The sequence below is a fragment of the Brevibacillus brevis genome, assembly GCF_022026395.1.
In the GTDB taxonomy this organism is placed as follows: domain Bacteria; phylum Bacillota; class Bacilli; order Brevibacillales; family Brevibacillaceae; genus Brevibacillus.
In genome coordinates, this window is record NZ_CP041767.1 from 2,318,473 (window position 1) to 2,341,876 (window position 23,404).

At 48.7% G+C, this 23,404-nt stretch carries 23 protein-coding genes; 17 read left to right on the forward strand and 6 right to left on the reverse strand.

Going from position 1 to position 23,404, the window contains the following annotated elements; genetic code table 11:
• Window positions 1–5: 5 nt before the first annotated feature.
• The 9 genes from FO446_RS11420 (at window position 6) to FO446_RS11460 (ending at window position 9,699) form a co-directional block, all read left to right on the forward strand.
• Window positions 6–1,757 (forward strand): LytS/YhcK type 5TM receptor domain-containing protein, encoded by a 1,752-nt coding sequence (locus FO446_RS11420; protein ID WP_173609729.1) that lies wholly within the window; start codon window positions 6–8, stop codon window positions 1,755–1,757.
• Window positions 1,757–2,485, forward strand: coding sequence for a LytR/AlgR family response regulator transcription factor (locus FO446_RS11425; protein ID WP_173609728.1), 729 nt, complete (start codon window positions 1,757–1,759; stop codon window positions 2,483–2,485). The genes FO446_RS11420 and FO446_RS11425 overlap by 1 nt, the downstream gene beginning before the upstream one ends.
• Before the next feature lie 151 nt (window positions 2,486–2,636).
• Complete coding sequence (locus tag FO446_RS11430) at window positions 2,637–2,984, forward strand: DUF485 domain-containing protein (RefSeq protein WP_017247858.1); 348 nt, start codon at window positions 2,637–2,639, stop codon at window positions 2,982–2,984.
• Entirely contained in the window at window positions 2,984–4,510 is a 1,527-nt protein-coding gene (locus FO446_RS11435; RefSeq protein WP_173609727.1) for a solute symporter family protein, read from the forward strand. Before FO446_RS11430 ends, FO446_RS11435 begins: the two co-directional genes overlap by 1 nt.
• Before the next feature lie 89 nt (window positions 4,511–4,599).
• On the forward strand, window positions 4,600–6,162 hold the full coding sequence (locus FO446_RS11440; protein WP_370648009.1) for a solute symporter family protein: 1,563 nt from the start codon (window positions 4,600–4,602) through the stop codon (window positions 6,160–6,162).
• A 45-nt stretch (window positions 6,163–6,207) separates the two neighbouring features.
• A complete protein-coding gene (locus tag FO446_RS11445) occupies window positions 6,208–6,519 on the forward strand; it encodes a hypothetical protein (protein WP_237900680.1) in 312 nt (103 codons plus the stop codon).
• A gap of 110 nt (window positions 6,520–6,629) precedes the next feature.
• Window positions 6,630–7,487: a patatin-like phospholipase family protein gene (locus tag FO446_RS11450; RefSeq protein ID WP_237900682.1), complete on the forward strand. Its 858-nt coding sequence runs from the start codon at window positions 6,630–6,632 to the stop codon at window positions 7,485–7,487.
• A gap of 120 nt (window positions 7,488–7,607) precedes the next feature.
• Window positions 7,608–8,669: an HD-GYP domain-containing protein gene (locus tag FO446_RS11455; protein ID WP_237900684.1), complete on the forward strand. Its 1,062-nt coding sequence runs from the start codon at window positions 7,608–7,610 to the stop codon at window positions 8,667–8,669.
• Between the two features lie 163 nt (window positions 8,670–8,832).
• Window positions 8,833–9,699 carry a universal stress protein gene (locus FO446_RS11460; RefSeq protein WP_221867202.1) on the forward strand — a complete coding sequence of 289 codons (867 nt, stop codon included), beginning with the start codon at window positions 8,833–8,835 and terminating at the stop codon, window positions 9,697–9,699.
• A gap of 60 nt (window positions 9,700–9,759) precedes the next feature.
• On the opposite strand, the gene FO446_RS11465 is transcribed toward FO446_RS11460, so the two are convergent.
• On the reverse strand, window positions 9,760–11,007 hold the full coding sequence (locus FO446_RS11465; RefSeq protein WP_173609721.1) for an MFS transporter: 1,248 nt from the start codon (window positions 11,005–11,007) through the stop codon (window positions 9,760–9,762).
• Between the two features lie 62 nt (window positions 11,008–11,069).
• Window positions 11,070–11,663 carry a TetR/AcrR family transcriptional regulator gene (locus tag FO446_RS11470; RefSeq protein WP_173609720.1) on the reverse strand — a complete coding sequence of 198 codons (594 nt, stop codon included), beginning with the start codon at window positions 11,661–11,663 and terminating at the stop codon, window positions 11,070–11,072.
• Between the two features lie 139 nt (window positions 11,664–11,802).
• Between FO446_RS11470 and FO446_RS11475 the strand changes: the two genes are divergently transcribed.
• Window positions 11,803–12,645 carry a deoxyribonuclease IV gene (locus FO446_RS11475; RefSeq protein ID WP_237900686.1) on the forward strand — a complete coding sequence of 281 codons (843 nt, stop codon included), beginning with the start codon at window positions 11,803–11,805 and terminating at the stop codon, window positions 12,643–12,645.
• Window positions 12,646–12,696: 51 nt separating this feature from the next.
• Window positions 12,697–13,098: a hypothetical protein gene (locus FO446_RS11480; RefSeq protein WP_173609718.1), complete on the forward strand. Its 402-nt coding sequence runs from the start codon at window positions 12,697–12,699 to the stop codon at window positions 13,096–13,098.
• Window positions 13,099–13,488: 390 nt separating this feature from the next.
• Here FO446_RS11480 and FO446_RS11485 read toward each other — a convergent pair whose 3' ends face one another.
• Window positions 13,489–14,910: a sigma-54 interaction domain-containing protein gene (locus FO446_RS11485; RefSeq protein ID WP_237900688.1), complete on the reverse strand. Its 1,422-nt coding sequence runs from the start codon at window positions 14,908–14,910 to the stop codon at window positions 13,489–13,491.
• A gap of 281 nt (window positions 14,911–15,191) precedes the next feature.
• Here FO446_RS11485 and FO446_RS11490 point away from each other — a divergent pair, with 281 nt between their 5' ends.
• The 6 genes from FO446_RS11490 to FO446_RS11515 are packed head-to-tail and all read left to right on the forward strand — an operon-like array spanning window position 15,192 to window position 20,065.
• Entirely contained in the window at window positions 15,192–15,857 is a 666-nt protein-coding gene (locus FO446_RS11490; RefSeq protein WP_173609716.1) for a CoA transferase subunit A, read from the forward strand.
• Window positions 15,857–16,519: a 3-oxoacid CoA-transferase subunit B gene (locus tag FO446_RS11495; RefSeq protein ID WP_232773118.1), complete on the forward strand. Its 663-nt coding sequence runs from the start codon at window positions 15,857–15,859 to the stop codon at window positions 16,517–16,519. Before FO446_RS11490 ends, FO446_RS11495 begins: the two co-directional genes overlap by 1 nt.
• 44 nt (window positions 16,520–16,563) lie before the next feature.
• On the forward strand, window positions 16,564–17,382 hold the full coding sequence (locus FO446_RS11500; protein ID WP_237900691.1) for an ABC transporter substrate-binding protein: 819 nt from the start codon (window positions 16,564–16,566) through the stop codon (window positions 17,380–17,382).
• A gap of 49 nt (window positions 17,383–17,431) precedes the next feature.
• On the forward strand, window positions 17,432–18,097 hold the full coding sequence (locus FO446_RS11505) for an amino acid ABC transporter permease (RefSeq protein ID WP_048032419.1): 666 nt from the start codon (window positions 17,432–17,434) through the stop codon (window positions 18,095–18,097).
• A gap of 17 nt (window positions 18,098–18,114) precedes the next feature.
• The gene (locus tag FO446_RS11510; RefSeq protein WP_285860344.1) at window positions 18,115–18,855 is read left to right on the forward strand and encodes an amino acid ABC transporter ATP-binding protein; all 741 of its coding nucleotides are present in this window, start codon (window positions 18,115–18,117) and stop codon (window positions 18,853–18,855) included.
• Between the two features lie 28 nt (window positions 18,856–18,883).
• Window positions 18,884–20,065, forward strand: a complete 1,182-nt coding sequence (locus FO446_RS11515) for a thiolase family protein (RefSeq protein WP_237900692.1) — start codon at window positions 18,884–18,886, stop codon at window positions 20,063–20,065.
• A 72-nt stretch (window positions 20,066–20,137) separates the two neighbouring features.
• Here FO446_RS11515 and FO446_RS11520 read toward each other — a convergent pair whose 3' ends face one another.
• From FO446_RS11520 to FO446_RS11530, 3 genes are all read right to left on the reverse strand, one after another.
• Window positions 20,138–20,512 carry a hypothetical protein gene (locus FO446_RS11520; protein ID WP_173609711.1) on the reverse strand — a complete coding sequence of 125 codons (375 nt, stop codon included), beginning with the start codon at window positions 20,510–20,512 and terminating at the stop codon, window positions 20,138–20,140.
• 125 nt (window positions 20,513–20,637) lie between these two features.
• A complete protein-coding gene (gene argS / locus FO446_RS11525) occupies window positions 20,638–22,353 on the reverse strand; it encodes an arginine--tRNA ligase (RefSeq protein WP_232773121.1) in 1,716 nt (571 codons plus the stop codon).
• A 365-nt stretch (window positions 22,354–22,718) separates the two neighbouring features.
• A complete protein-coding gene (locus FO446_RS11530) occupies window positions 22,719–23,207 on the reverse strand; it encodes a hypothetical protein (RefSeq protein WP_232773122.1) in 489 nt (162 codons plus the stop codon).
• Window positions 23,208–23,404: the final 197 nt, after the last annotated feature.

The window sequence follows — 23,404 nt, forward strand, 5'->3', positions numbered from 1 at the left end:
CTACGGTGGACAATCTCACGTTATTGCTCATTGAAAGAATGGGCATTCTTTTGACGCTGGCATTTATTTTGACAAGGACACCGTTGTTTCGCCAGCTTTTAGACCGCGAATTGCACGTAGGGACGTCAATTGCATTTTCCGTGATGTTCGGGTTGTTTGGGATTGCAGGTACATATGCAGGAGTGGTCGTGCAAGGGGAGAGCTATCTTCCTGCGTTTTGGATATTTCGTTTGTCCCATGATGAAATAATTGCCAATTCTACTTTGGTAGGGGTCGTTATTGGAGGTTTGCTAGGGGGACCTCTCGTTGGCTTGGGGGCAGGTGTCATGGCTGGACTTCATGTCTTTCAATTGGGAGGATTCGCCGCAGTACCGATGGGCTTGTCGATCCCGATCACGGGGTTGCTGGCAGGATATGTAGCGCGTTTTTTCTCACAGGAGCGGGTTATTTCTCCGTCCAAAGCCATGTTCATCGGCATGTTCGCGCCCATTATTCAGATGTCGCTTTTATTGATCATGGCAGCTCCACCCGAGCTGGCGCGAACCATGGTCAACGTAATTGGAATCCCGATGGTGCTGACGAACAGCGTTTCGATTGCGATTTTTACGACGATGATACGGGTTGCCTTGCAAGAGGCAGAACGTTCGGCTGCCATTGAGGCGGAGCGTTCCTTTACGATAGCGGAAAGAATTTTGCCACACCTGAAAAGGGGGCTTACACCGCAAACGGCTCAGTCCGCAGCCCTCGTTTTACAAAAAGAAACGAAAGCAGCAGCCGTTGCGGTAACCGATCGAGAACGGCTTCTTGCGCACGTTGGAGTGGGGGCAGATCATCATCATCCGGGAGAAGCGCTCCATAGCGAGCTCGATAAGCGGGCTCTGTATAGCGGTGGAATCGACAAGGGATTGTCGCGAGAGAGTGTCGGGTGCAAGCGGAAAAATTGTAGCCTGCATGCCGCGATTCTCGTGCCGATTAAAGAGGGGGACAGCGTCGTTGGTCTGATCAAACTCTATTATCGGAGGCCGCAACAAATAGGAAGGGTCCAGGAAGCATTGGCAAAAGGGCTTGGCAACCTGATCTCCAATCAATTGACCCTATCTCTCACGGAGCAAATGAAAGGTTTGATGAAGGATGCAGAGTTGCGGATGCTACAGGCACAGATTCATCCTCACTTTTTGTTTAACACATTAAATTCAATTGTGACCTTGATACGAATTGATCCGCAGCTGGCCCGGCATATGACCATTCAGCTTGGCGTGTTCATGCGTTTTAACCTGAAGCTAACAGCGAGTCCGCTTGTCACCGTGAGACAGGAGTTGGATCACCTGCATGCTTATTTGGAAATTATCAAAATCAGATTTTCCGAGCAATTCGCCGTTCGCACTATCATTGATGCGGGGGTAGAGGAAGCTCTTATTCCCCCTGGCACGTTGCAGCCGTTATTTGAGAACTGCATTCAGCATGGTGTTCGCGACATCACGAACGGCGGTGAGATCATTCTCCATGTGAAACGGGAGGATGTGCATGTTGTTTTTCAAATCGAAGATAATGGACAAGGCTTTCCAGACAACTTGCTGCCAGTTCTAGGAAAGGTGCCCATGGAGAGTAAGGAGGGCAACGGAATTGGCATCCATAATGTCAACCAACGTCTGATCAGCTTGTGCGGACAAGATGCCCAACTTCATTTTGCCAATAAACCAGAAGGCGGCAGTACGATTACCTTTACGATTCCGATTACAAAAGAGGTGAGTGCCTGATGCCAATACGCGTCATGATTGCAGAAGACGAGCGACTAGCACGCGAAGAACTGAGTTATTTACTGCTACAGGAAGGAGACGTAGAACTGCTGCCCTATGCTACTAACGGGCGAGAGCTTTTGGAATTGGTCGATGTGCACGAGCCGGATGTCGTCTTCCTCGATATGAAAATGCCTGAGCTGGAAGGAGCGCAGGCAGCGAGAATGCTCGCTTCACGCAAGCAGCATCCCCTCATCGTTTTTTGTACCGCGTATGAGGAATTTGCCATCGATGCATTTAAGCTGTACGCCGTCGACTATTTGTTGAAGCCTACGGAGCCCAAGCGGTTGGTAGAAACGATGCAAAGAATACGAGAGCGTCTGGTCAAGCCAAAAGTAGAGCCTGTCCAGACCAAACGAACCAAGCTGTTGGTAGAAGACAACAGCAGATTAGTGGTTATTGATCCAGCGACGATTGTCTATGCAGTGCGGGAGGAGCGATATGTGCAAATCGTCACCCAAACGGCTACCTACTCGACGAGAATGACCCTGACACAACTGGCGGATAAGCTTTTCGCATACGACTTTTTCCGTACCCACAAAAGCTATTTGGTCAATCTTCAATACATAAGCGAGCTCGAACCCTGGTTCAACGGTGCCTACAACCTGATTTTGAAGGGAGAAGGTAGACCACGTATCCCCGTGTCTCGGACCTCCGCTAAGGATTTGCTCAAACGGCTCGAGGAGTAAGCCTGGTGATCCATTGGTTTGCAGATCGTGGTTAAAAATCTGCCACTGACACACGCTCCCCGACATCTTGCGCAGAAAAATACACGGTTAGAAAAGGATTCTCTACAATGTAGGAAGCGCTTACATTTTTGTAGATGAGGGGGAGGTTCCCATGGGCAAATCCGCTTCGGCAAAAAAAGCCGAGGATCAGAAGAAGGATGCTGTTGATTATGCAAAAGTGATTCAGTCAGCCACTTTCAAAGAGCTTTTAAGAAGAAAAAAAGCATTTATTTTGCCATCTTCTATTTTTTTCTTCGTGTTTTACTTTACCCTTCCGATTTTAACCTCCTACTTCACCGTACTGAATCAACCAGCGTTTGGAGCCATTTCGTGGGCGTGGGTATTTGCCTTTGCTCAGTTCGTCATGACATGGGGTCTCTGTATCCTGTACACGAGGCGGGCAGAGCAGTTTGATCAGCTCGTTGAGAAAATCAAACAAGAGGCAGGTGGAAGGGGCTAATGAACGTTACTGCATTTTTACTCTTTCTCGTCATTGTTCTATTGACGCTTGTCATCACTTTTTACGCTTCGAAAAAGACGAATACGACTAGTGAGTTTTATACCGCTGGAGGAGGCTTGACGGGTTGGCAAAACGGCCTCGCGATTGCGGGAGATTACATGTCCGCTGCTTCCTTCCTGGGAATTGCCGGAATGATTGCGTTGAGCGGGTTTGATGGATTCTTCTACAGTATCGGTTTTCTTGTCGCGTATCTCGTTGTGCTCTATTTGGTAGCAGAGCCTTTGCGTAATTTAGGAAAATACACGATGGCTGATATGATAGCCGCGCGTTTTGACAATAAAAAGGTTCGTGGTGTCGCCGCTCTCAATTCGATTGCCATCTCGATTTTTTACATGATCGCGCAATTGGTTGGAGCAGGGGCCTTGATCAAGCTGCTCTTGGGGCTGGATTACACGACCTCCGTATTGATCGTAGGGGCATTGATGACGATCTACGTCGTCTTCGGAGGGATGACGGCGACCTCGTGGGTGCAGATCGTAAAGGCAGTTTTGTTGATGGTCGGGACATTCATCATCTCTATGATGGTTTTCGCCAAATTCGATTTTAATCTATTGAAAATGTTCGAGCAAATGAAGACGGCGACACCATTGGGAGAACAATTCCTCAATCCTGGCAACAAGTTTAAAGTAGGGCTCGATACGATTTCACTGAATCTCGCGCTTGTGCTCGGAACAGCTGGATTGCCGCATATTTTGATTCGTTTCTTCACCGTAAAAGATGCCACAACAGCTCGCAAGTCGGTCGTGTACGCGACGTGGATCATTGGTGTCTTCTATGTCATGACGATCTTCCTCGGCTTTGGGGCGGCAGCGTTTGTCGGAGCGGGAAATATGGACCCGGCAGGTAATATGGGAGCTCCTCTGCTTGCGCAAGCACTCGGCGGAAATTTCTTGTTCGCCTTCGTGTCCGCGGTTGCCTTCGCTACCATTCTCGCGGTAGTGGCTGGGCTGGTGCTGACTGCGGCTTCTGCGTTTGCGCACGACTTTTATGGACACGTATTACGTCAAGGAAAAGCAACGGAAAAGGAGCAGATGAAGATGGCCAAATGGGCGTCTGTCGGAGTCTCGATTGTCTCTATCTTGCTCGCCTTGTTTGCGCAAAATCTGAACGTGGCTTTCCTTGTTGCCTTGGCTTTCGCAGTAGCGGCGAGTGCAAATCTACCAGTGATTTTGTTCACGATCTTCTGGAAAAGGTTCAATACGGCGGGAGCAATCAGCGGGATGCTCGTCGGATTGTTCAGCGCTCTCATTCTGGTTGCGTTGAGTCCGAACGTTTGGAATCCTGTGGCTGGAAAAGCTATTTTGGTCGGCGAAGCGCTGTTCCCGTTACCGAACCCGGGTATTGTCTCGATCCCGTTAGGGTTTTTGGCAGCATGGATCGGAACCTTGTTGTCCAGCTCCCGTGATGATAAGAAGTACGATGAAATTTTGGTGAAAGCGAATACAGGAATGAAAGATTCAGCGTAGAAACAGTAAACATAGGAAGCTCATGCCACGAAGAGAAGGCTGGGGTTAGCCCCTGGTCTTTTTTTCATTTTTGCAAGAAGGGAGAGGTATTGTCCGTGACGACGATCATCTTTTTCCTTGCCGTCATTATCGGGACGATGGCCATCACTTATTCGGCTGCCCAACAGACAGGAACGACGAGAGATTTCTATGCAGCTGGAAATCGCTTGAATGGGTTACAAAATGGCATTGCCATTGCAGGAGATTACATGAGTGCTGCTTCGTTTTTGGGGATTGCGGGAACGATTGCGATGTACGGCTTTGACGGGTTCGTGTATGCGATTGGCTTTTTTGTCTCTTATCTGATTATTTTGTTTTTAGTAGCGGAGCCGTTGCATAATTTGGGGCGATATACGTTGGCAGACGCGATTGCCGTCAGGTTTGACAGTCTTTGGCTGCGTGGCGTTGTTGCCTGTACGACACTATTAATTACGATTTTTTACATGCTGGCGCAATTAGTTGGGGCAGGTGCCCTCATTCATTATTTATTGGGAGTCCGTTACGATACGGCGGTCCTGATTGTCGGGAGCCTGATGACATTTTACGTCGTGTTCGGCGGGATGGTTGCGACCTCATGGGTTCAGATTATTAAAGCGATTTTGCTCCTGACGGGGACGTTGATCTTAAGTCTGATCGTGTTTGCACGTTTTGATTGGAGCTTCTCCGAAATGTTTTCCCATGTGAGTACGATTACACCTCTTCAGGAACAGTTCTTGCAGCCGGGTAATCAGCTTCATGATCCGCTTGAAACGATCTCCCTGCATTTGGCCTTGATTCTCGGTACCGCGGGACTGCCCCATATTATCTCCCGGTTGTTCACAGTCAAGGACGCAAAGACGACGCGTAATTCGATTTACACCGCTACCTGGGTCATCGGCGCTTTTTACTTGATGACGATCTTCCTCGGTTTCGGGGCGAGCACGTTTGTAGGCTACGAGGCATTGAAAAATGTGGGCTTCGGGGGGAATTTGACTGTCACACTCTTGGCGGATGCTCTCGGCGGAGAGTTTTTGATGGCGTATATTGCTGCCGTTGCCTTCGCGACGATATTGGCGGTCGTGACAGGACTCGTGCTCTCCGCCTCTTCTGCATTCGCGCATGATGTCTACAGTCATCTGATCAGGCGAGGGGTGGCATCAGAAAAAGAACAAGTCACCATGGCAAAGCTTTCGTCAGTTGCGGTGGGCGTGATCTCCATTTGGCTGGCGATCGGTGCAGAAAAAATGAACGTGGCGATTCTGGTTGCGCTGACGTTTGCGGTCGCAGCATCATCCAATTTGCCACTGCTGTTGTTTACCTTGTATTGGAAGCGGTTTACTGTAAGAGGAGCGATTTGTGGTGTCCTGACAGGGTTAACGGCATCAGTAGTCCTTGTCTTCTTGGGACCGACTGTTATGCATCCCGTAACCGGACTTATTCGTGCGGAGCCACTATTTCCACTGACGAATCCTGGATTGGTCTCTATACCCCTCGGCTTTCTAGGGGCAGTGCTCGGAACACTACTGGATCGACCTGATCCGGATGCCGAGAGGAAGTACCAACGCGTACTGTTTCAGGCGTTGACGGGAATCCGAGTTCCACCTGCGAAGAAATCGGAACAAGAATCTGCATAAAGCCCAGCCGCGTGCCCCACTCTAGGAATAAAGGAGGAGGGGTAAGTGGGGACGACGAAAGAGTCAGACGCTTTATCACATGACCAGCCAGATGTTTATGAGCGCGCAAGGCTGGCACTGGATGATCTGATTGGCGAGCTATGTGAAGCACTGGAAGAGGAAGATACCACATCCTATAAGCGAAAAGGCTATGAAATGATCGGAAGCTACTTTCGTGAGCCGGTCAACACCGGGGAGTTAACGTTGATCTATGCAGCGGTGCTTGCCGATATCCTCTATAAGCTGGAGTTGTCACAGCATGAGGAAAACGTAACGATGATCCGTGATGAGTACAGCATGATGAAAAAAGACGATTGAGTGGCGACCCCGTTTGAGGGTCGTTTTTTGATTGGCACGATCTCACCCTGCATGTTTCGTTGGGCACTCATTCATACTACGGGTAAACGACATCAAAATGGGTGATTGGTATGGAAAAGGTCGGGCTCGTTTTGCAGGGAGGGGGTAGCCGTGGAATTTATACTGCTGGCGTTTTGGATTACTTCATGGAGCAGGAGCTATACATTCCGTATGTGATTGCTGTATCAGCAGGTGCATGCAATGGGGCGGCATACCTGGCGAGACAGCACGGATTGGGCAAGATTTATCATACGAAATACATTCGTGATCCCCGATACTTTCACTACAAAAATTTGATCAAGAAGCGCTCGCTGTTTGGCATGGATTTTATTTTCAATGAGATGCCTAACAAACTGGAGCCGTTCGCCTTTGATCGGTTTCGTGAAGCCAAGGAACAGTTTGTTGTTGTCACGACGGATTGCGCGACAGGGGATGCCGTTTACTTTACGAAAGACGACTGTGAGGATATTTTTCATGTGATTCGGGCTTCGTGCAGTCTTCCGTTTCTATCACCCAAAGTTGCGTTCAACGGACGTAAACTATGGGATGGAGGCATCGTGCATCCGGTACCTTTCGTGAAGTCCATGCTTGATGGCAATCAAAAACATATTATTGTGCTTACTTCTTCTTGTCCGCCAAGTGAGTGGATGCGCAAGCTTTCGCGTGTCGAGCGTCTCTTTCCCAAAAGTAAGCGCTTGTGTCAAGCATTCATTCGTCATTTTCGTATCTATTGTGAGGCTATTGAGCAGGTCAAAGAGATGCAAAAGGAAGGCAAAGCGTTTGTCATCGCACCTCCCGTCGGTACCTTTCTACGAGGTTTTGAACGTCAAGAGGAGAAGCTGGAGCATTATTACTCACAAGGCTACCAGGATGCACGTACCCAATTTTCTGGGCTTTGTACATGGCTTGGTCTTGGAAGGCACAGATGAAAAACGAGGAGGAATCTGTTCCGGGGATGTTTTTTCGGCAAAATCCTGCGAAACAGGTTTTTTCAAAGCAAAGATAGGGAAGAAGCATCAGGGGAGGACGGAATCAGGAGGAAAGACCCCATGAAATATGTGAATGTAGACCTAGTAGAGCCAGGAGACATTTTGGCTCGAAGCATTTATACAAGCGAGGGTTTGACGCTCTTGCATGCAGGTGTCCAACTGACTGTCGGAATGATTAATAAATTGCGCCGGTTTGGCGTCACGATGCTAAGCATCAAAGACCCGCTGCTCGACGAAGTGAAAGAGCAGGAGGTCGTCACGGAGACCACTCGGAAGGACGCAATCCGCAATCTGTCACAAGCGATTTCGTGTGTGCAGTCCGGAAAAAACTTCGATGTCCGCGGCATTCAAAAATCAGTGGGAAGTATCATCGATGAAACCTTGAGAAATCGTCGTGTGCTCTTGAATCTGGGAGAAATTCGCACGACCGACAACGCTATGTACATTCATTCCTTGAATGTGTGCATGATGGCGACAGTAATGGGCGTTGGATTAGGTTATAATACGGCTCAACTAAAAGAGCTCGCCATCGGCGCCCTCTTGCATGACATTGGAAAGCTGTCAGTCGACAAGGAAGCACCAGCATACAAAAAGAACAGCAAAACGAATCATCATACCTGGCTGGGCTTTGATCTGTTGCGTAAAAAACATGAGATGAGTATTGTGTCCGCACATGTCCCTTTGCAGCATCATGAATGGGTGGATGGTAGTGGGCAGCCACGAGGACTGACTGGCGATGAGATTCATGATTTCGCCAAGATTGTGGCGATTTGTAACTACTATGACAATCTCATCTCGCCTTTTTCGGGGGAAGAAGAGACGTTGCCAGCGTATGAGGCTTGCGAAAAAGTCATGGGGCTTGCGGAGAAACGCTTCGATCATAAAATGGTCATTCACTTTTTGCGCTCGATTGCCATGTACCCGACAGGAACCTCGCTTAAGCTGTCAACAGGCGAAATTGGTGTGATCATTGATCAAAATAAAGGCTTGCCTTCGCGCCCAGTCGTTCGGGTTATTCGAAGAGACCAACAGGCGACTCGGCGGATGGTGGATGATCATGAGATTACGGACATTGATTTAAGTGAAAAGCCTACTATTTTTATCACGGCTGTCATGGACTAGCGCATTGAAAGATTAGGACTCCCTATCAGGGAATATCCCTACCAAGATCAGGGAATACCCCTACATACACGTAGGGCCCACAGGGCTACAATGAAATCAAGGCAGATGGATACATAGAGCTACACCGCATTTGCCAGATGAAAAAGAGGAAGGACGTGTCATTATGTCCCGCATTCTAGTTCCTGTTGATTTCTCAGCGCAGTCCATTCAGGCTGTCCGCTTCGCGCTGGCCTACGCCAAAAATAAGCATGATATCACATTGCTTCATGCCATCTCTCCGTTCCCTTCACGCAATGTTGTCAGAAGGTTGGGACGAGATGTCGTAGAAGATTATCAATTGGATGAAGCAAGAGAAGATCTGAAGAAATTTCTGGCGATCGTAGAAGAAGCAGGTATCACGTATGAATTGGAGATTGAATTCGGAGAGCCGCATGAAGTCATTGCCAAGCACGCTGCGAATGACTATGCCGCCATCGTAATGGGAACACACGGCTACGGCCGCATTACAGGCTTCCTGTTGCAAAGCGTCAGCTATCCGACACTCCATGATGTCAAAGTTCCGGTTTTCCTCATTGCAGAGGAGACAGATGAGAGCCGCTTCCCTTGGAACAAAGTACTCATTGCAGTAGATGGTTCCGATCATTCGATGGAAGCTGCGAAAAAAGCCATTGAGATGAGTCAGCACCTCCCAGATGTATCGTATACGCTTTTGTCCGTTGTCATCCCACCAGTCACATATGCAGGTGTATATGGCGTAGGCTGGGATAACATGAATACACTCGAAGGTTGGGGACGTGAATCGTTAAAACCTTGCGAGGAGATGCTTGAAGCTGCATCGCTTCCTTTTGAAAGCAAGGTCGTGGTCGGAGATCCAGCGACTGTGATCCGCCAGACCGCTGAAGAAATCGATGCTGGACTGGTTGTGCTTGGTCATCATGGCCAAGGTGCAGTCGCAGGTACGCTGCTCGGCAGTGTGACATTTAAAACGATTCATCGTACGAAAACACCACTCCTCATTGTGAAAACATAGCATTTTACTAGAAAAAGCTGTCCGTTTGGTGGACAGCTTTTTTGCTTGGTCGTATGTCTCTTACGATAGCGTTTGCGCCTGCTTGTGTTCGAGAAGTTGGTTAGCTCCATCTTGTGTTACTTCCGCCGAATCCCACTTGATTTGCTTACATCCCCATGCAGCGAGCAGAAGGATGACAGATGCAATCAGAAATACCGTAATCAACGAAGTCATCTGCATGAGCGGACCTGCTGCAAAGGAACCGACCATCATGAGTCCGACCATGAGCGGTGAGATCGTTCCATTCACCCTTCCGATATATGCTTCATCCACGAGCTTGATCATGAACATACCGATTACAATCTGTAAAAATGCCATCCCTATTCCGGTAAAAAAGCGCATCGCTGCAGTTAGGTACATCCATACAGAGAGAACTTCTACGGCGACGGAGAGAGCGAAGAATATTAATCCACCTGTAATGACCCAGCGACTATTCAAGCGTTCCAGATAAATGGAAGCCAAGATGCCGCCCAACAGCATACCCAAACCGTCTAGCGCGGTAAACCATTGAATGGCTTCCTTGGAAAGTAAAAGACGATCCGTGATGACAAATACCTCCAGTGAATTGATAAAACCCGAGGATAACCCCAGACATGAAAAGGTAATGGCGATCCGGCGCAAGGCTGGTCGCTTTTTTACATAGGCAAAACCTGCTTTAATCTCAGAAAGGAGAGTTCCGCCTTCCTCTGTTGCACTGGCAGTTGAGGTGGGAAGTATCAGCAAGATCAGTGCCGAGACGAAGAACAGCCCGGCCATCGTTAACAGGGAAGGGTAGATGCCCCACTGCTCAAAGAAAAAGGTACCAATAATCGGGCCAACCAGCAGAAAAATCGAACCCGTACTTTGGGAAATAGACACAGCTGCTGCAACTTGCTCATCAGGAATATGACGTTTCATCATCTTGGCAGAAGAAGGCTGGGAGAACTGCGACACGATAGCCGAGATAAAGGTCGCAAAGAATACAGCGATCCACATCCCTTGCCAGAGCAAATACACGATGACCAATACAGAGAGGGCGCTTAACAGGTTTCCGGCTATCATCGTTCGCTTCGGGTTCCAGCGATCAGCCAATGCCCCGCCAATAATCGAAAAAACCAAGATCGGCGCAAGTTCGATAGCAGTCAAAAGCGATACGGCGGTCGGATTGTTGCCGCTCGTCTCCATGACATAGTAGAGCAAGGCCATGTTGCGAATCCATATACCAATATTTTCTAATGTATCCGTGATAAAAACGGTAAGAAAAACTTTGTTTCCCCAAAGACCTTTCATGGGTCATATCACTCCCGAAAAATTATACCGAACGTCCGGTCTAATTAAAGTTGAAAAAAATGCTACCTGGCAATAATGCCGTGCAGCAAAACGTCAATGCTCCTTTTCAGCAGAGCATGAAGACGCTCATCTTCCATTTGATAACCTACATTGATGATTCCATTCATGAGCCCTTCCAGTATCATCGCCATTTCTTCGGGATCGCATGGAGCGAACTCCCTTCGGTCGATTCCTTCTTGGAAGAGTGAGGTATAGAGGGTATACGTGGAGCCGAGCATTTCCAGCACTTGTTCCAAAATGACTGGATCAGCGAGCTGGCTGCCGGAGAACTCTTCGCCTGCTTTTTTCAGAGGGTGGGACAAAAAATCCTCCAAGAAAAAGGCAGCTAAGCCGTACAGCTTTTCGATGGATGTCTCGAATTCTTTTTCTTTTTCCTGCCATAAATCTACCCATTCGCTGTACTGCTTTTCAAGCAAATGCAGGAACAACTGCTCCTTGTTTTTAAAGTGGTAATAGAGGCTGCCCTTACTCGCTCCAGTTGCTTGGCAAATGTCCTCAATGGAAGTGGCTGAATAGCCTTTCTGAGAAAATAACTCGGTGGCTTTCTCTACGATATGTTGCTTGGTTTTCTCCCCATCGAGACGGCGCTTTGACATTATAGAAATGCTCCTTATTATAGACTGAACGTTCGGTTTAGTTTTAGTTTATTCGATCTGACAGGGAAGTGCAAGTGCTCGATTGAGAAAAAGGGACAGAGGGAAAAATGAGAAGAAGCGAGTGAGGGGAGGGGCTATCTTGCAAATCGGTTGTCATGTCAGTATTCGTCACGGGTACGAGGAGGCGGCGAGAACTGCATTTAGAGAAGGAGCGTTAGCATTTCAATTTTTCCCGAAAAACCCGCGTAGCTTAGGTGTCAAGCAATTCGATGCCCGGGACGCAGAGCGATGTCGCGCTTTTTGTCAGCAAAATGGCATGCTATCGATTGCTCATACACCATATCCAGTGAATCTTTGCGTCGAGGAGCAGGAGCTTTTCGCCGTTACAGTGGGCTCCGTACGAAATGACCTTGAAATTGCCGAAGCCTGTGGAGCGTTGGGTGTGGTTGTTCACTTTGGCCAGTATAAAGGCGCGGATGTCCTTACCGGATACAAAATCATGATCCAGATGGTCAATCAAATACTGGATGGCTGGAATGGAAAAGCCCAGCTGTTAATTGAAAACAATGCTGGACAAGGCAACCGCATGGGTACGACTCTCGAAGAGCTTACGCAGGTTCGACAACTGTTTGCTGAGCCAAGAAAGGTAGGCTTTTGCTTGGATACGTGTCATTCATTTGCCAGCGGATTGTGGAAAGGGAATGATTGGGGAGAAGTAGCTGATCGGATGCGAGAGCTCGATTATTTTACGAGCCTGCGAGCCGTTCATCTGAACGATTCCGTTTATCCGAGTGGTTCCTTTCGAGACCGGCATGCCTCTATCGGTAAAGGGATGATCGGGGATGCAGCCATTGCCGCTTTTTTACAAACACCCGAATTGCGGGAACTTCCCATCGTTCTGGAAACCGCGAGAGGCTCAGAAGGGGGACATCGCGAAGAAATCAAACATGTCCGTCTGCTTATAGACAATTGGCAGGGCTGACCATGTTGTGGTAGAGTGTGAAATGATGTGTTCAACACGGGAGGGGTACCTATGAAAAAGCGTATTAAGGTGACGATTGCGGATTTTACTCATCTGACAGAAAACTTGAATAACCCGGAGGAGCTCGCTCTGTACGAAGCGGCGAACGGAAATACATACGATGCTGAAATCGAGCATGATGGATATGCGATTGTAGATGTGACTGACGAAGATTACATCGAGCTGGCTCCAGGTGAGTATCAGCTGATGATCGAGGAGTGGACAAGCGCCGGACAAATCGGCGAGTGGACGCTGCAAACCATGTCAGACCCCGCGGATGACAAAGCTTTGCTGTACCGCACAGTGGACAAGGCTGGAACGGAAATACAAGCACCACAATCATTACCGAAGCAGGTAGTCGAGCTGGTTGCAAATACGTGGTTTGGCAAAAAAGCAAAGAAGATTGACGAGTAATCCAAGAACGAAAAGGAGCGCTGCAAGGTAGCGCTCCTTTTTTATGTCAATAAGAGTGTATACGGACGCTCATCTGTAGCATTGAGCCTTATGAAGATTATCCCTCAGTTTATACTGACGAGGATCTTGCTTTTAAAAGGTACCGATGAACAAAAAAAGCTGGTGAGAAGAAAAAGCGCAGGACTCGCAGACCTTGACAACGCCTACCCAGTCGGAACTTCAAAAAGGGGACCCGGTTGTCGAACACTTCTTCCCTGAGAAACGTCCGCCCGTAGGGTGGCTTTGGCTCGACGGTCCCCTTTTTGAAGTGGAGACGGACAGTCAATCCCCCTTGTGAGCGTGTCAGAGTCGAAGAGAACTGCGCTTTTTCTTCTCCTCCACTATGTTGACTCACTCATCCTCAGAATCCAGCTGAATCCCATACTTTCTAATCCGCCGCATAAGTAGCGACTGGGTTATGCCGAGGGCCGATGCTGTTTTGCGAGTTGTTTTGTGTGTACGCAATGCTTGCAGAATAAATTCCATCTCAATTTTCTCCATCCGCTCTGTAAGAGAAAGAGAACCGAGTGAAAGAATTCCCTCCTCCAGCTCACGAATACTCCGCAGTTCTTCTGGCAAATCACTCACTTGAATTTCATCCAGCTTTGACGTGATAACGATCCGCTCTACCAAATTTTCCAACTCCCGCACATTCCCAGGCCATTCGTATTGATGCAAAACATCCAGTGCTTCCGGGGAAAAACGCCGTTTCTGGTTATGTTTGCTATTGAATCGCTGTAAATTGTGATGGAGTAACGGGAAAATATCGTCCTTTCTCTCCCGTAATGGCGGAACATTGATGGGTAAAATATTTAGGCGATAGTACAGGTCATGTCTGAATTTGCCCAACCGCACGAGTTCCTGAAGGTTGGCATTGGTTGCGGTTATGATGCGGATGTCAGCAGTGTATGTTTTCGTTCCGCCGATCGGCATAAACGTTTTGTTTTGCAAAAGCAGCAATAATTTCGATTGCAAGTGATAGGGAAGCTCACTGATTTCATCCAGGAAAAGCGTCCCTTTGTCCGCCATTTTTACTAATCCGATTTTCCCCGAGTGACTCGCCCCCGTAAAGGCCCCTTTATGGTAGCCGAACAGCTCTGACTCGATCAAGGTTTCGGGAATGGCGCTACAGTTGACGTGGACGAACGGCCCGCTGCTTCGTTCGCTCAATTGATGGATTTGCTCCGCAAGATAGCTTTTTCCTACACCTGTTTCTCCTGTAATAAACACGGTCGTGTCCACAGGGGCTGCTTTTTTCATTAATTCCAGCAGGGCGAGATAGGAACGGCTGTTGCCAATCAAGGTTTGGGAAGAGCTCTGGCTAGCTTCCCACTTCATGAGCTGAATTTCTTCGCTGTACCGCTTTAGTAAAGCGACCGTTTCTTCCAGCTGTGAACTGGCACGGGCTGCCTCAGTGATATCGCGTGAGTGGGAAACGATCAGCTCCGGTCTTCCATCCTCATCCGGGATAATATGTCCGGTCACCAGAAATTTCCCCTTATTATTGACGAGCTGAATGGTTGTGGTCGGTTTTCCCGTTTCCAAAACCAAGCGGGTGACAGAGGGGCTGAAAATCCCCATTTCTTCGAGGTCGGATACGTTTTGCCCGATGAGTTCGGCTTTTGGCAGACCACACAGGTTTTCACTGGCATTGTTTAACCATAAAGTAGTTCCCTGCGCATCAGCAATGAATATGCCATCTGCCAGTGTGTTCAGGATGTCAATAAAACGATCAACAGAAGACAGTGCTAGTATCTCCGCAGCTTTTTCCATGTTGAGTAGCTCCCCGGTTTTTCAACTGATTGTACAAGATCAAATTGATTGTTGTATAGTGAATCGAAATTAAAACTAGCTGAGTCGAAATCGATTCAATAGAAAAGTTAGACTTTTCCTACCTTTTCGCTTCAAAAGTGAGTCTATTTCGACTCAGTAATAGAAGTAGCTTGTAGCTTGCTTGTGTTTTTATGCCGCTTTGAGGCTTGGCACAAGAGTTGCTACTACATAGTTCGACGTAAGCGATTTACCCAAGAATACGAGACAAGGAAATGCATGCGATGTTATCAAAACTGGTGACGCACGAACAAGCAGTGGAGCATGTTCTGGATGGCACCCGGCTGATGTATGGCGGATTCGGCACGATCGGTTCCCCGGCACTCTTGATTGATTCGATCTTGCACAAAGGCGTGCAAAGCTTGACACTCATCGGAATTGATGCGGGGTATCCGGAAATCGGAATCGGAAAGCTGATCAGTCATGGACGGGTGAGGCGGCTGATAACCACACATATTGGCTCCAATCCCGAAGCAGGTCAACAAATGTTGGATGGAATGCTGGAAGTGACATTTTGTCCACAAGGAATTTTCGCAGAAAAGATTCGGGCAGGGGGTGTTGGCATTCCGGGAATCGTTGTAGATGCGCATGTGAGTGGAGAGCGAATGGAAGGAGCAGAGCCGTTTGCTTTTGCCGGAAGAACCTGTCAGATCGAAGCTGCCCTGACAGCGGAAGTAGGGATCGTCTATGCAAAACAGGCGGATACTTACGGAAATCTCATTTATGACAAGGCAGCAAGAAATCTGAATCCGCTAGTAGCGATGGCCGCAGATATCACAATCGCTGAGGTGGAAGAGATCGTTCCGGCAGGAGAGCTGGACCCGGATAAAATCGTGACGCCTGGCATTTTTGTGGATTATATCGTGGTTCGTGGCGGAGGGAACAGCTAATGGGGTTGGAAATGGATCAGCGCAATATGGTTGCGTGGCGTGCGGCCAAAGAGGTCGCTCCCGGAATGGCAGTGAACTTGGGGATCGGAATACCTGAGCTGGTCGCTGATTTTATCCCGAATGAATGGCAAGTCATGTTTCACTCGGTGAATGGAATCTTGGGTGTCGGACCTACGCCGTTAAAGGGAGAAGAGGACCAGCATATTTCCAACGCAGGTGGAGCACCTGTTACCGTTGTACCGGGGGCATCGTATTTCGACAGCACCATTGCGTATGGCATGATCCGAAGAAGAAAGCTGGACGCAGCGTTTATCGGGGCTTTGCAGGTGAATCGCCGAGGAGATCTGGCAAACTGGATTGTTCCTGGCTCGCGCGTTCATGGAATTGGTGGAGGAGCAGAACTGGCCTATTACGCCAAGAAAGTGATCGTGCTCATGAGCCATGTCAATCAGGCAGGTGAGCCCAAAATCCGCAGGGAGTGCACATTGCCACTGACGGCGAAGGGCTGCGTCGATCTCATTATCACCGAGAGGGCTGTAATCGAGGTCACGCCAAGAGGCTTGCTTTTGACAGAGGTAATGTACCCGTTCACCTTGGAAAATGTCATTACGAATACCGGGGCACCTTTAATGATTTCAGAAAATTTACAAATGGTAGAGTAATGAAAAATGTAAGCGTGAACAAATAGAACAGGGGGATGAAACACATGAAAAAAACAATCAAAATGATCGCAGGAGTCGTATTTTCGTTGTCACTACTTGTAAGCGGATGTAGCCAAGGCGCTTCCACTAACAGTGTGGGAGGGCAAGCGGGTGGGGCTTCTGCTGGAAATGCGTCGTCCATGACAAAAGAGGCAGGCGTATTTGTATACGCGGCTTCAGGTGAATATCAGCCATTCAGCTACTTCAAGGATGGTCAATTGACCGGATTTGATGTCGAGATCGGCAATGAGATCGCCAAGCGTTTGGGTCTTGAGCCAAAGCCAGTCACGTCGCCTTTTTCCGGTATTATCGCAGGGGTAAAAGAAGGACGCTACGATGCAGCGATTGCCAGCCATGCGATTACAGAAGAACGGAAGCAGCAGGTTGATTTCGCAGACCCGTACTACTTGTCCGGTGGTCAACTGTTCGTTCGCCCGGATGGGACGATTAGCACGCTGGAAGGTTTGAAAGGTAAAGAAGTGGCAGTCGCACTCGGCACTACACACGAAAAGATGGCGCGGGAGTATACGGATAACATCAAAACGTATGACAGCGATGTAACGGCTCTGCGTGCCTTGGAGCAGGGAAAACACGATGTCGTGATTACAGATAGCGTCGTAGGGGAGATTGCCATTGCACAAGGCTTGAAGCTCAAGAAAAGCGGGTCGCCCCTCTCGGAAGTCAAGCATGGAATCGCAGTGCGCAAAGGAAATACGGAATTGCTGAACAAGATCAACGAAGTGCTCAAGCAAATGATGGAGGATGGTACCTACGTTAAATTGAGCGAGAAGTACTTTAATCGCGATATCAGCAAAGCAGAATAGTGAGTTGGTATAAAAGACAAATTCCATTACGAGTGAGGGGTGGCATCAAGTGCCCAGTTTTGCCCATCTGACAGAAGAGTTTTTCCGGACATTGCCGTTTTTTTGGAAGCCGTTGCTGCTGACCTTTCAGTTGACGATCGCTTCTGTTATCGTAGGCTCGATTATCGGATTGTTTGTCGCTTTGTTAAAGGTATCCAAGCTTCCAGTTGCACGCTTCATAGCCAATGCGTACATCATGATCATTCGCGGTACACCGTTGGTCGTGCAAATTTTCGTTTTGTATTTCGGCTTTTACAAAATTATTGATCTCGGTCAATTTTGGTCGGCAGCGCTCGCTCTGGCGATTCACAGTGGAGCCTATATCGCAGAGATTTTCCGGGGCTCGATTCAGTCGATTGATAAAGGACAAATGGAGGCAGGTCTATCTTTGGGCATGTCCGCTCGTCAAACCATGCGCCGGATCATTTTGCCGCAAGCGATGAAACGATCAATCCCGCCGCTTGGTAACCAGTTTATTTTGTCTTTGAAGGAATCATCTCTGGCCGCTTTCATTGCCATGGATGAGTTGTTCTCGCTGGCTCGTCGCTTGTCTGCGGAAACCTTTGATGAAATGACGTACTTTTTGATTGTGGCGCTCTATTACTTGGTTATTGTCATGGCGTTTACGTATGTGGTCCACATCATGGAGAAGCGTCTGGCAAAAGGAGAGGCGTAAAGCGGAGGGGAAAGACGATGGAAAAGCAAAGAGAAATGATACGCGTGCAAAATTTGAAGAAAAGCTTCGGAAAAGTGGAAGTTCTCAAGGATGTCACCCTGCAAGTCGGAAAGGGTGAGGTCGTCGTCTTGATCGGTGCCAGTGGATCGGGGAAAAGCACATTGATTCGATGCATTAATTTTCTGGAGATCAAGGACGGCGGAGAGATTTATATCGAAGGTAAAAGCATCGATCCGAAGAAGGATGACTTGACCAAAGTACGGCAAAAGGTAGGCATGGTGTTCCAGCACTTCAATCTGTTCCCGCATAAAACCGTTCTGGAAAACATCATGGAGGCACCGCTGATTGCGAAGAAAGCGGACAAGGAAGAAACGAAGCAGGAAGCGCTCCGGCTGCTGAAAAAGGTAGGTCTTTCTGAAAAAGCGGACGCCTACCCATCCAGCCTCTCCGGTGGACAAAAGCAACGCGTGGCCATTGCTCGTTCACTGGCGATGAAACCGGATATCATGCTCTTCGACGAGCCAACCTCGGCGCTTGACCCAGAGCTGGTAGGGGAAGTGCTGGAGACAATGAAGCAGCTCGCGCAAGAAGGAATGACGATGATTATCGTGACGCATGAGATGGGGTTTGCCAAGGAAGTGGCTGACTGGGTGGCGTTTATGAATCAAGGCAAGATCATCGAGATGGCTAGACCCCAAGAAATTTTCAACAACCCGAAAGAAGAGCGCACGAGAGAATTTTTGAACCGTGTACTGTAATGGCGTAAAAACGAAAGGGAGCTGGGGCATGAGAGACGTGGTCATTGTTGCGGGTGTGCGCAGTGCTGTGGGTGCATTTGGGAAAAGCCTGCGGGACGTACCGGCAACAGAGCTGGGGCGGCAGGTATTGGAAGGCTTGATGAATAAGGTTGATTTGCCGAAGGAACAAGTCAATGAAGTGATTTTTGGCAATGGGTACGTACATGGGGGAGGACTCAATGCTGCACGTATCAGCTCGCAGCTGGCGGGATTTCCACGCAATGTCTATGGTCACATCGTTATTAAAGCCTGTGGTTCAGGATTGAAAGCAATTGGCAACGGTGCACTAGCCATTGCAGCAGGTCAAGAGGATGTGGTGATTGCGGGCGGAGTGGAATCCATGAGCAGTGTTCCCTACCTCGTGAAGAACCGCTGGGGCAGCAAATTCGGCAATTTGTCCATGGAGGACGCTCTTTTGTCCGATGGCTTGATCTGCTCGTTGACCGGCGAGCATATGGGGCTGACCGCAGAACGGCTGGCGGTACAGTACGGTATTTCCCGTGAGGAGCAGGATCGGTTTGCCTATGAGAGCCACGTAAGAGCAGCGGCAGCAATCGAAGCAGGCACGTTCGCGAATGAGATCGTACCAATTGAAATCAAGGATCGCAAAGGCACCCGTGTTTTTGCGCAGGATGAATCGGTGCGACAGGATATCAAGCTAGAAGAGCTCGCCAAGCTGAAAAGTGTTTTTCAAAAAGAGGGATCTATCACTGCCGGAAATGCGTGTCCGATGAATGACGGCGCAGCCGCAGTATTAATGATGTCTCGTGAAAAGGCGGAGGAGGCGGGTTTGACTCCGCTCGTGAAAATCAAGGCTTTTGCCAGCGCAGGAGTCGAACCTGACGTAATGGGGATCGGACCAGTTCCCGCTACGCAAAAAGTACTGGAGAAAGCGGGATTGGCGCTAGAAGACATTGGGCTCATCGAATTAAACGAGGCATTTGCCGCCCAGGCTTTGTCCGTGATCAAATGCTTGGAACTGGACTCGAGTAAGGTTAATGTCAATGGAGGCGCGATTGCCTTGGGTCACCCTGTGGGAGCAACTGGCGCGAAGCTGACAGTGACGTTGATGAACGAAATGATGCGCAGACGCGAGAAGTATGGCATGGTGACGCTGTGCATGGCAGGTGGCATGGGAATGTCAGTGATCTATGAAAATTTGACGCTATAAACTTTACATGTACAAATGAAACAGCCCCGAACGTTGTTATGTCGGGGCTGTTTGTCATGAAAGCTAGATCGGTTATGAAGGGGCATTTTGTTCACGTAAGTATTTTCGCAATGTAGCCGCTACTTCTGTTGGGTTTTCCAGCTGTACAATGACGTGCTGGTATTTGGCATGACCCTCTACTTCCAGGATCAACAACGAATCTGTCTGGGTAAAAGAAAGGAAGTACCATTCATTTCTATACTGAAAGCTTCCTTCATAAATGTTCAATGGGCCAAAAGACGTCCCTGGCATGCGCAACATCCATTTTGGCGGAATGAAAGAACCAACCTCGACATGCTTGATCGACTGATAAGGTAACGTGATCGTGCTCTTTAAGGCTAAGAGCGTATGCAAGCCAGTGAGTCGCAAGGTAAAATCCGTCTTGCCGAAATGTACACTTCTTCCCATTGTTGCTCACCTCTTTCATCTGCCATCGTTTCATTATCTCACAGAAGAATGACGATGACACGGGACAATCAAAAAAGCCGGCGCTTCCCCACAAAAGGAAGGCAACCGGCTTTTCGTATTCTTTCTTACATTTCTTCTGGAGCAGACAGACCGAGCAGACGCAGACCTTCCTTCAGCACAGCAACGACTGCTGCTACGAGCTGGAGACGAGATGCCTTCACATCTTCTTCCTCAGCCAGGATGCGTACATTCGCATAGAATTTGTTGAACGTTTGTGCCAGGTCGATCACATACTTGCCGATTTGCGACGGATCGAAGTTATCGGCAGCACGTTCGATTACCTCTGGGAACGCGTTCAAGAGGGTAATCACTGCCCAAGCCTCTTTGCTGTCGAGTGCACCGGAAGCCAGGTTTACCGCCGACGCTGGCTGGTAGCCACCTCTGCGCAGTAGCGAGCATGCACGCGCGTGTGCGTATTGCACGTATGGTCCTGTTTCCCCTTCGAAGGTCAGCATCTCTTCCCAGGAGAAGTTGACATCATTGAGGCGGAAGTTTTTCAAATCATGGAAAATAACTGCGCCTACCCCGACTTGACGAGCCACTTCTTCTTTATTGGACAGCGTAGGGTTTTTCTCCTCGATGACTTTTTGGACATCAGAAATGGCTTGTGCCAACACTTCTTCCAAGAGAACAACTTTCCCTTTACGCGTGGACATTTTCTTGCCGTCCTTGAGCATCATGCCGAATGGGATGTGGTGCATATTTGCAGACCACGCATAGCCCATTTTTTCCAACACTTTATAGAGCTGCTGGAAGTGAAGACGTTGCTCGTTTCCTACGACATAGAGTGCTTTTGCAAAATCGTACGATTCGTGACGGAAGAGGGCAGCAGCCAAATCGCGCGTTGCGTACAGGGTAGCGCCGTCAGATTTTTTGATCAGGCATGGCGGCATGTTGTATTCATCGAGGTTCACGACCATCGCACCGTCGGATTCAGTCAATAGCCCTTTTTCCTCGAGCAATGTAACAACGCGATCCATTTTGTCGTTGTAGAACGCTTCCCCGTGTGTGGAGTCGAAGGCTACGTTCATCAGGTCGTAGATCTTCATGAATTCCTTGAGGGACTCATCACGGAACCATTTCCACAGATGCTGTGCTTCTTCGTCGCCATCCTCGAGCTTTTTGAACCATTCGCGGCCTTGATCTTCCAAGGTAGGATCGTTCTCGACTTCTTCGTGGAAACGAACGTAGAGGCTGAGCAGCTCCTTGATTGGTTCTGCTTTTACCTTTGCTTCGTCACCCCAGAGGCGATACGCAACGATCAGTTTCCCGAACTGTGTACCCCAGTCACCCAAGTGATTGATGCGCACTGGCTCGTAGCCTTGCTTTTCCATGATGTTGGCAATTGCGTTCCCGATAACGGTAGAGCGCAGGTGACCCATGGAAAACGGCTTCGCGATATTCGGGGAGGAGAGGTCGATTGGTACTTTGCGCCCTTGACCGACATTGCTGCTTCCGAATGTGCTGCCTTGGGTAAGGATGGTCCCGATTACTTGCTCTGCCACATTTTCTTGATCCAGGAACAGGTTCACGTACGGACCAACTGCTTGCGATTCGCGCACTGGTGCACCGGTGAGCTGTCCAGCCAGCTCTGCCGCGATCATCGGTGGGGCTTTGCGCAATGCTTTTGCCAATTGGAAGCATGGGAAGGCCACATCGCCCATTGCAGGGTTTGGAGGTGTTTCCAGCATGCCGTATACGGCTTCTTTTGTCAGTGTGTCAACGCCCATCGAGGAGAGCGTAGCGGCAATCTTTTCAGCGACTTGGTGTTTGTAACTCATCTAAATTTCTACTCCTTTCAAATAAAAAAACCTCTACGTCTCCTGTGAAAAAGAGACGAGAGGTTATACTCCCGCGGTGCCACTCTTGTTGTTTTTCCCTTCCATCGAACAGGAAGGCAAAAACCGCTTGATCTGCTGTAACGGGCAGTCCCGGCATGGCCCTACACGATCCGTTGCCCATAATGGCTGGCGCAGGATGTTCAGGCCGCATCTCCGAGGGGCGCTTCCTCACATGGTTTGGCATCGGGCTCACACCGTCCCCGACTCGCTTTCGTCCTCACACAAGGAGTACTTTCCTCATCAACGATTCGTCTGTTTCACTAGAATTATAGCTGTTTATACCGTCATGATGCAAGGTGCCTCGATCAAGGTTTTTTTAATATCTTATCTAATTCCGCGAAATATTGCTTGGTCAGCTCTTCCTTTTCTTCCGCGCTGAGGTTTTCCGCATTCATCATTTGCTCTTTGTACTGCTCCAACTTTTCAAGCATAGCCAACTCGGCAGCAGCGGCCTCGTCCAGATCGTAATTTTCCGATGGATCGAACGGGATCAATCGATTGTCATTCCCACTTCGCAAATAAGCGGAGCGCCAGTTCTCCGGAAACTGGTACGGCTGTTCGCCAAACATAATCGCTAAAATATCGTCGGATTCAATCGGCAGGAAGTGATCGTAATCGTCTCTTCTGCCTCCCTCGGACAAGTTAATGTGGGACAAAAAATAATGGAGATAATGTTCCCCGGTTTCGGTATTCTTAACGATGGAATAGGTTTCAAATTCGGATTTGGACAGTTCTTTTATGGTTTCCAAACAGGACAGAAATTTGTCTTTTTCTCGTGCTTGCAAGTCATCCATGTCATCTCGTTCCTTTCGCTCTACAATAAGCCTCATGATAGCAAAAGCAATGGGTGCTGACAATGAAAGCAACGTAACAGAGTGCAGCAGTGGAAGAAGAGAAAAGGATTATGGAAAAAATAATTGGATATTCTTGTCACAAAAATAAGCCAGCTGGATCAAATACATATCAACACGAAACAAGGAGGTGAACAGCG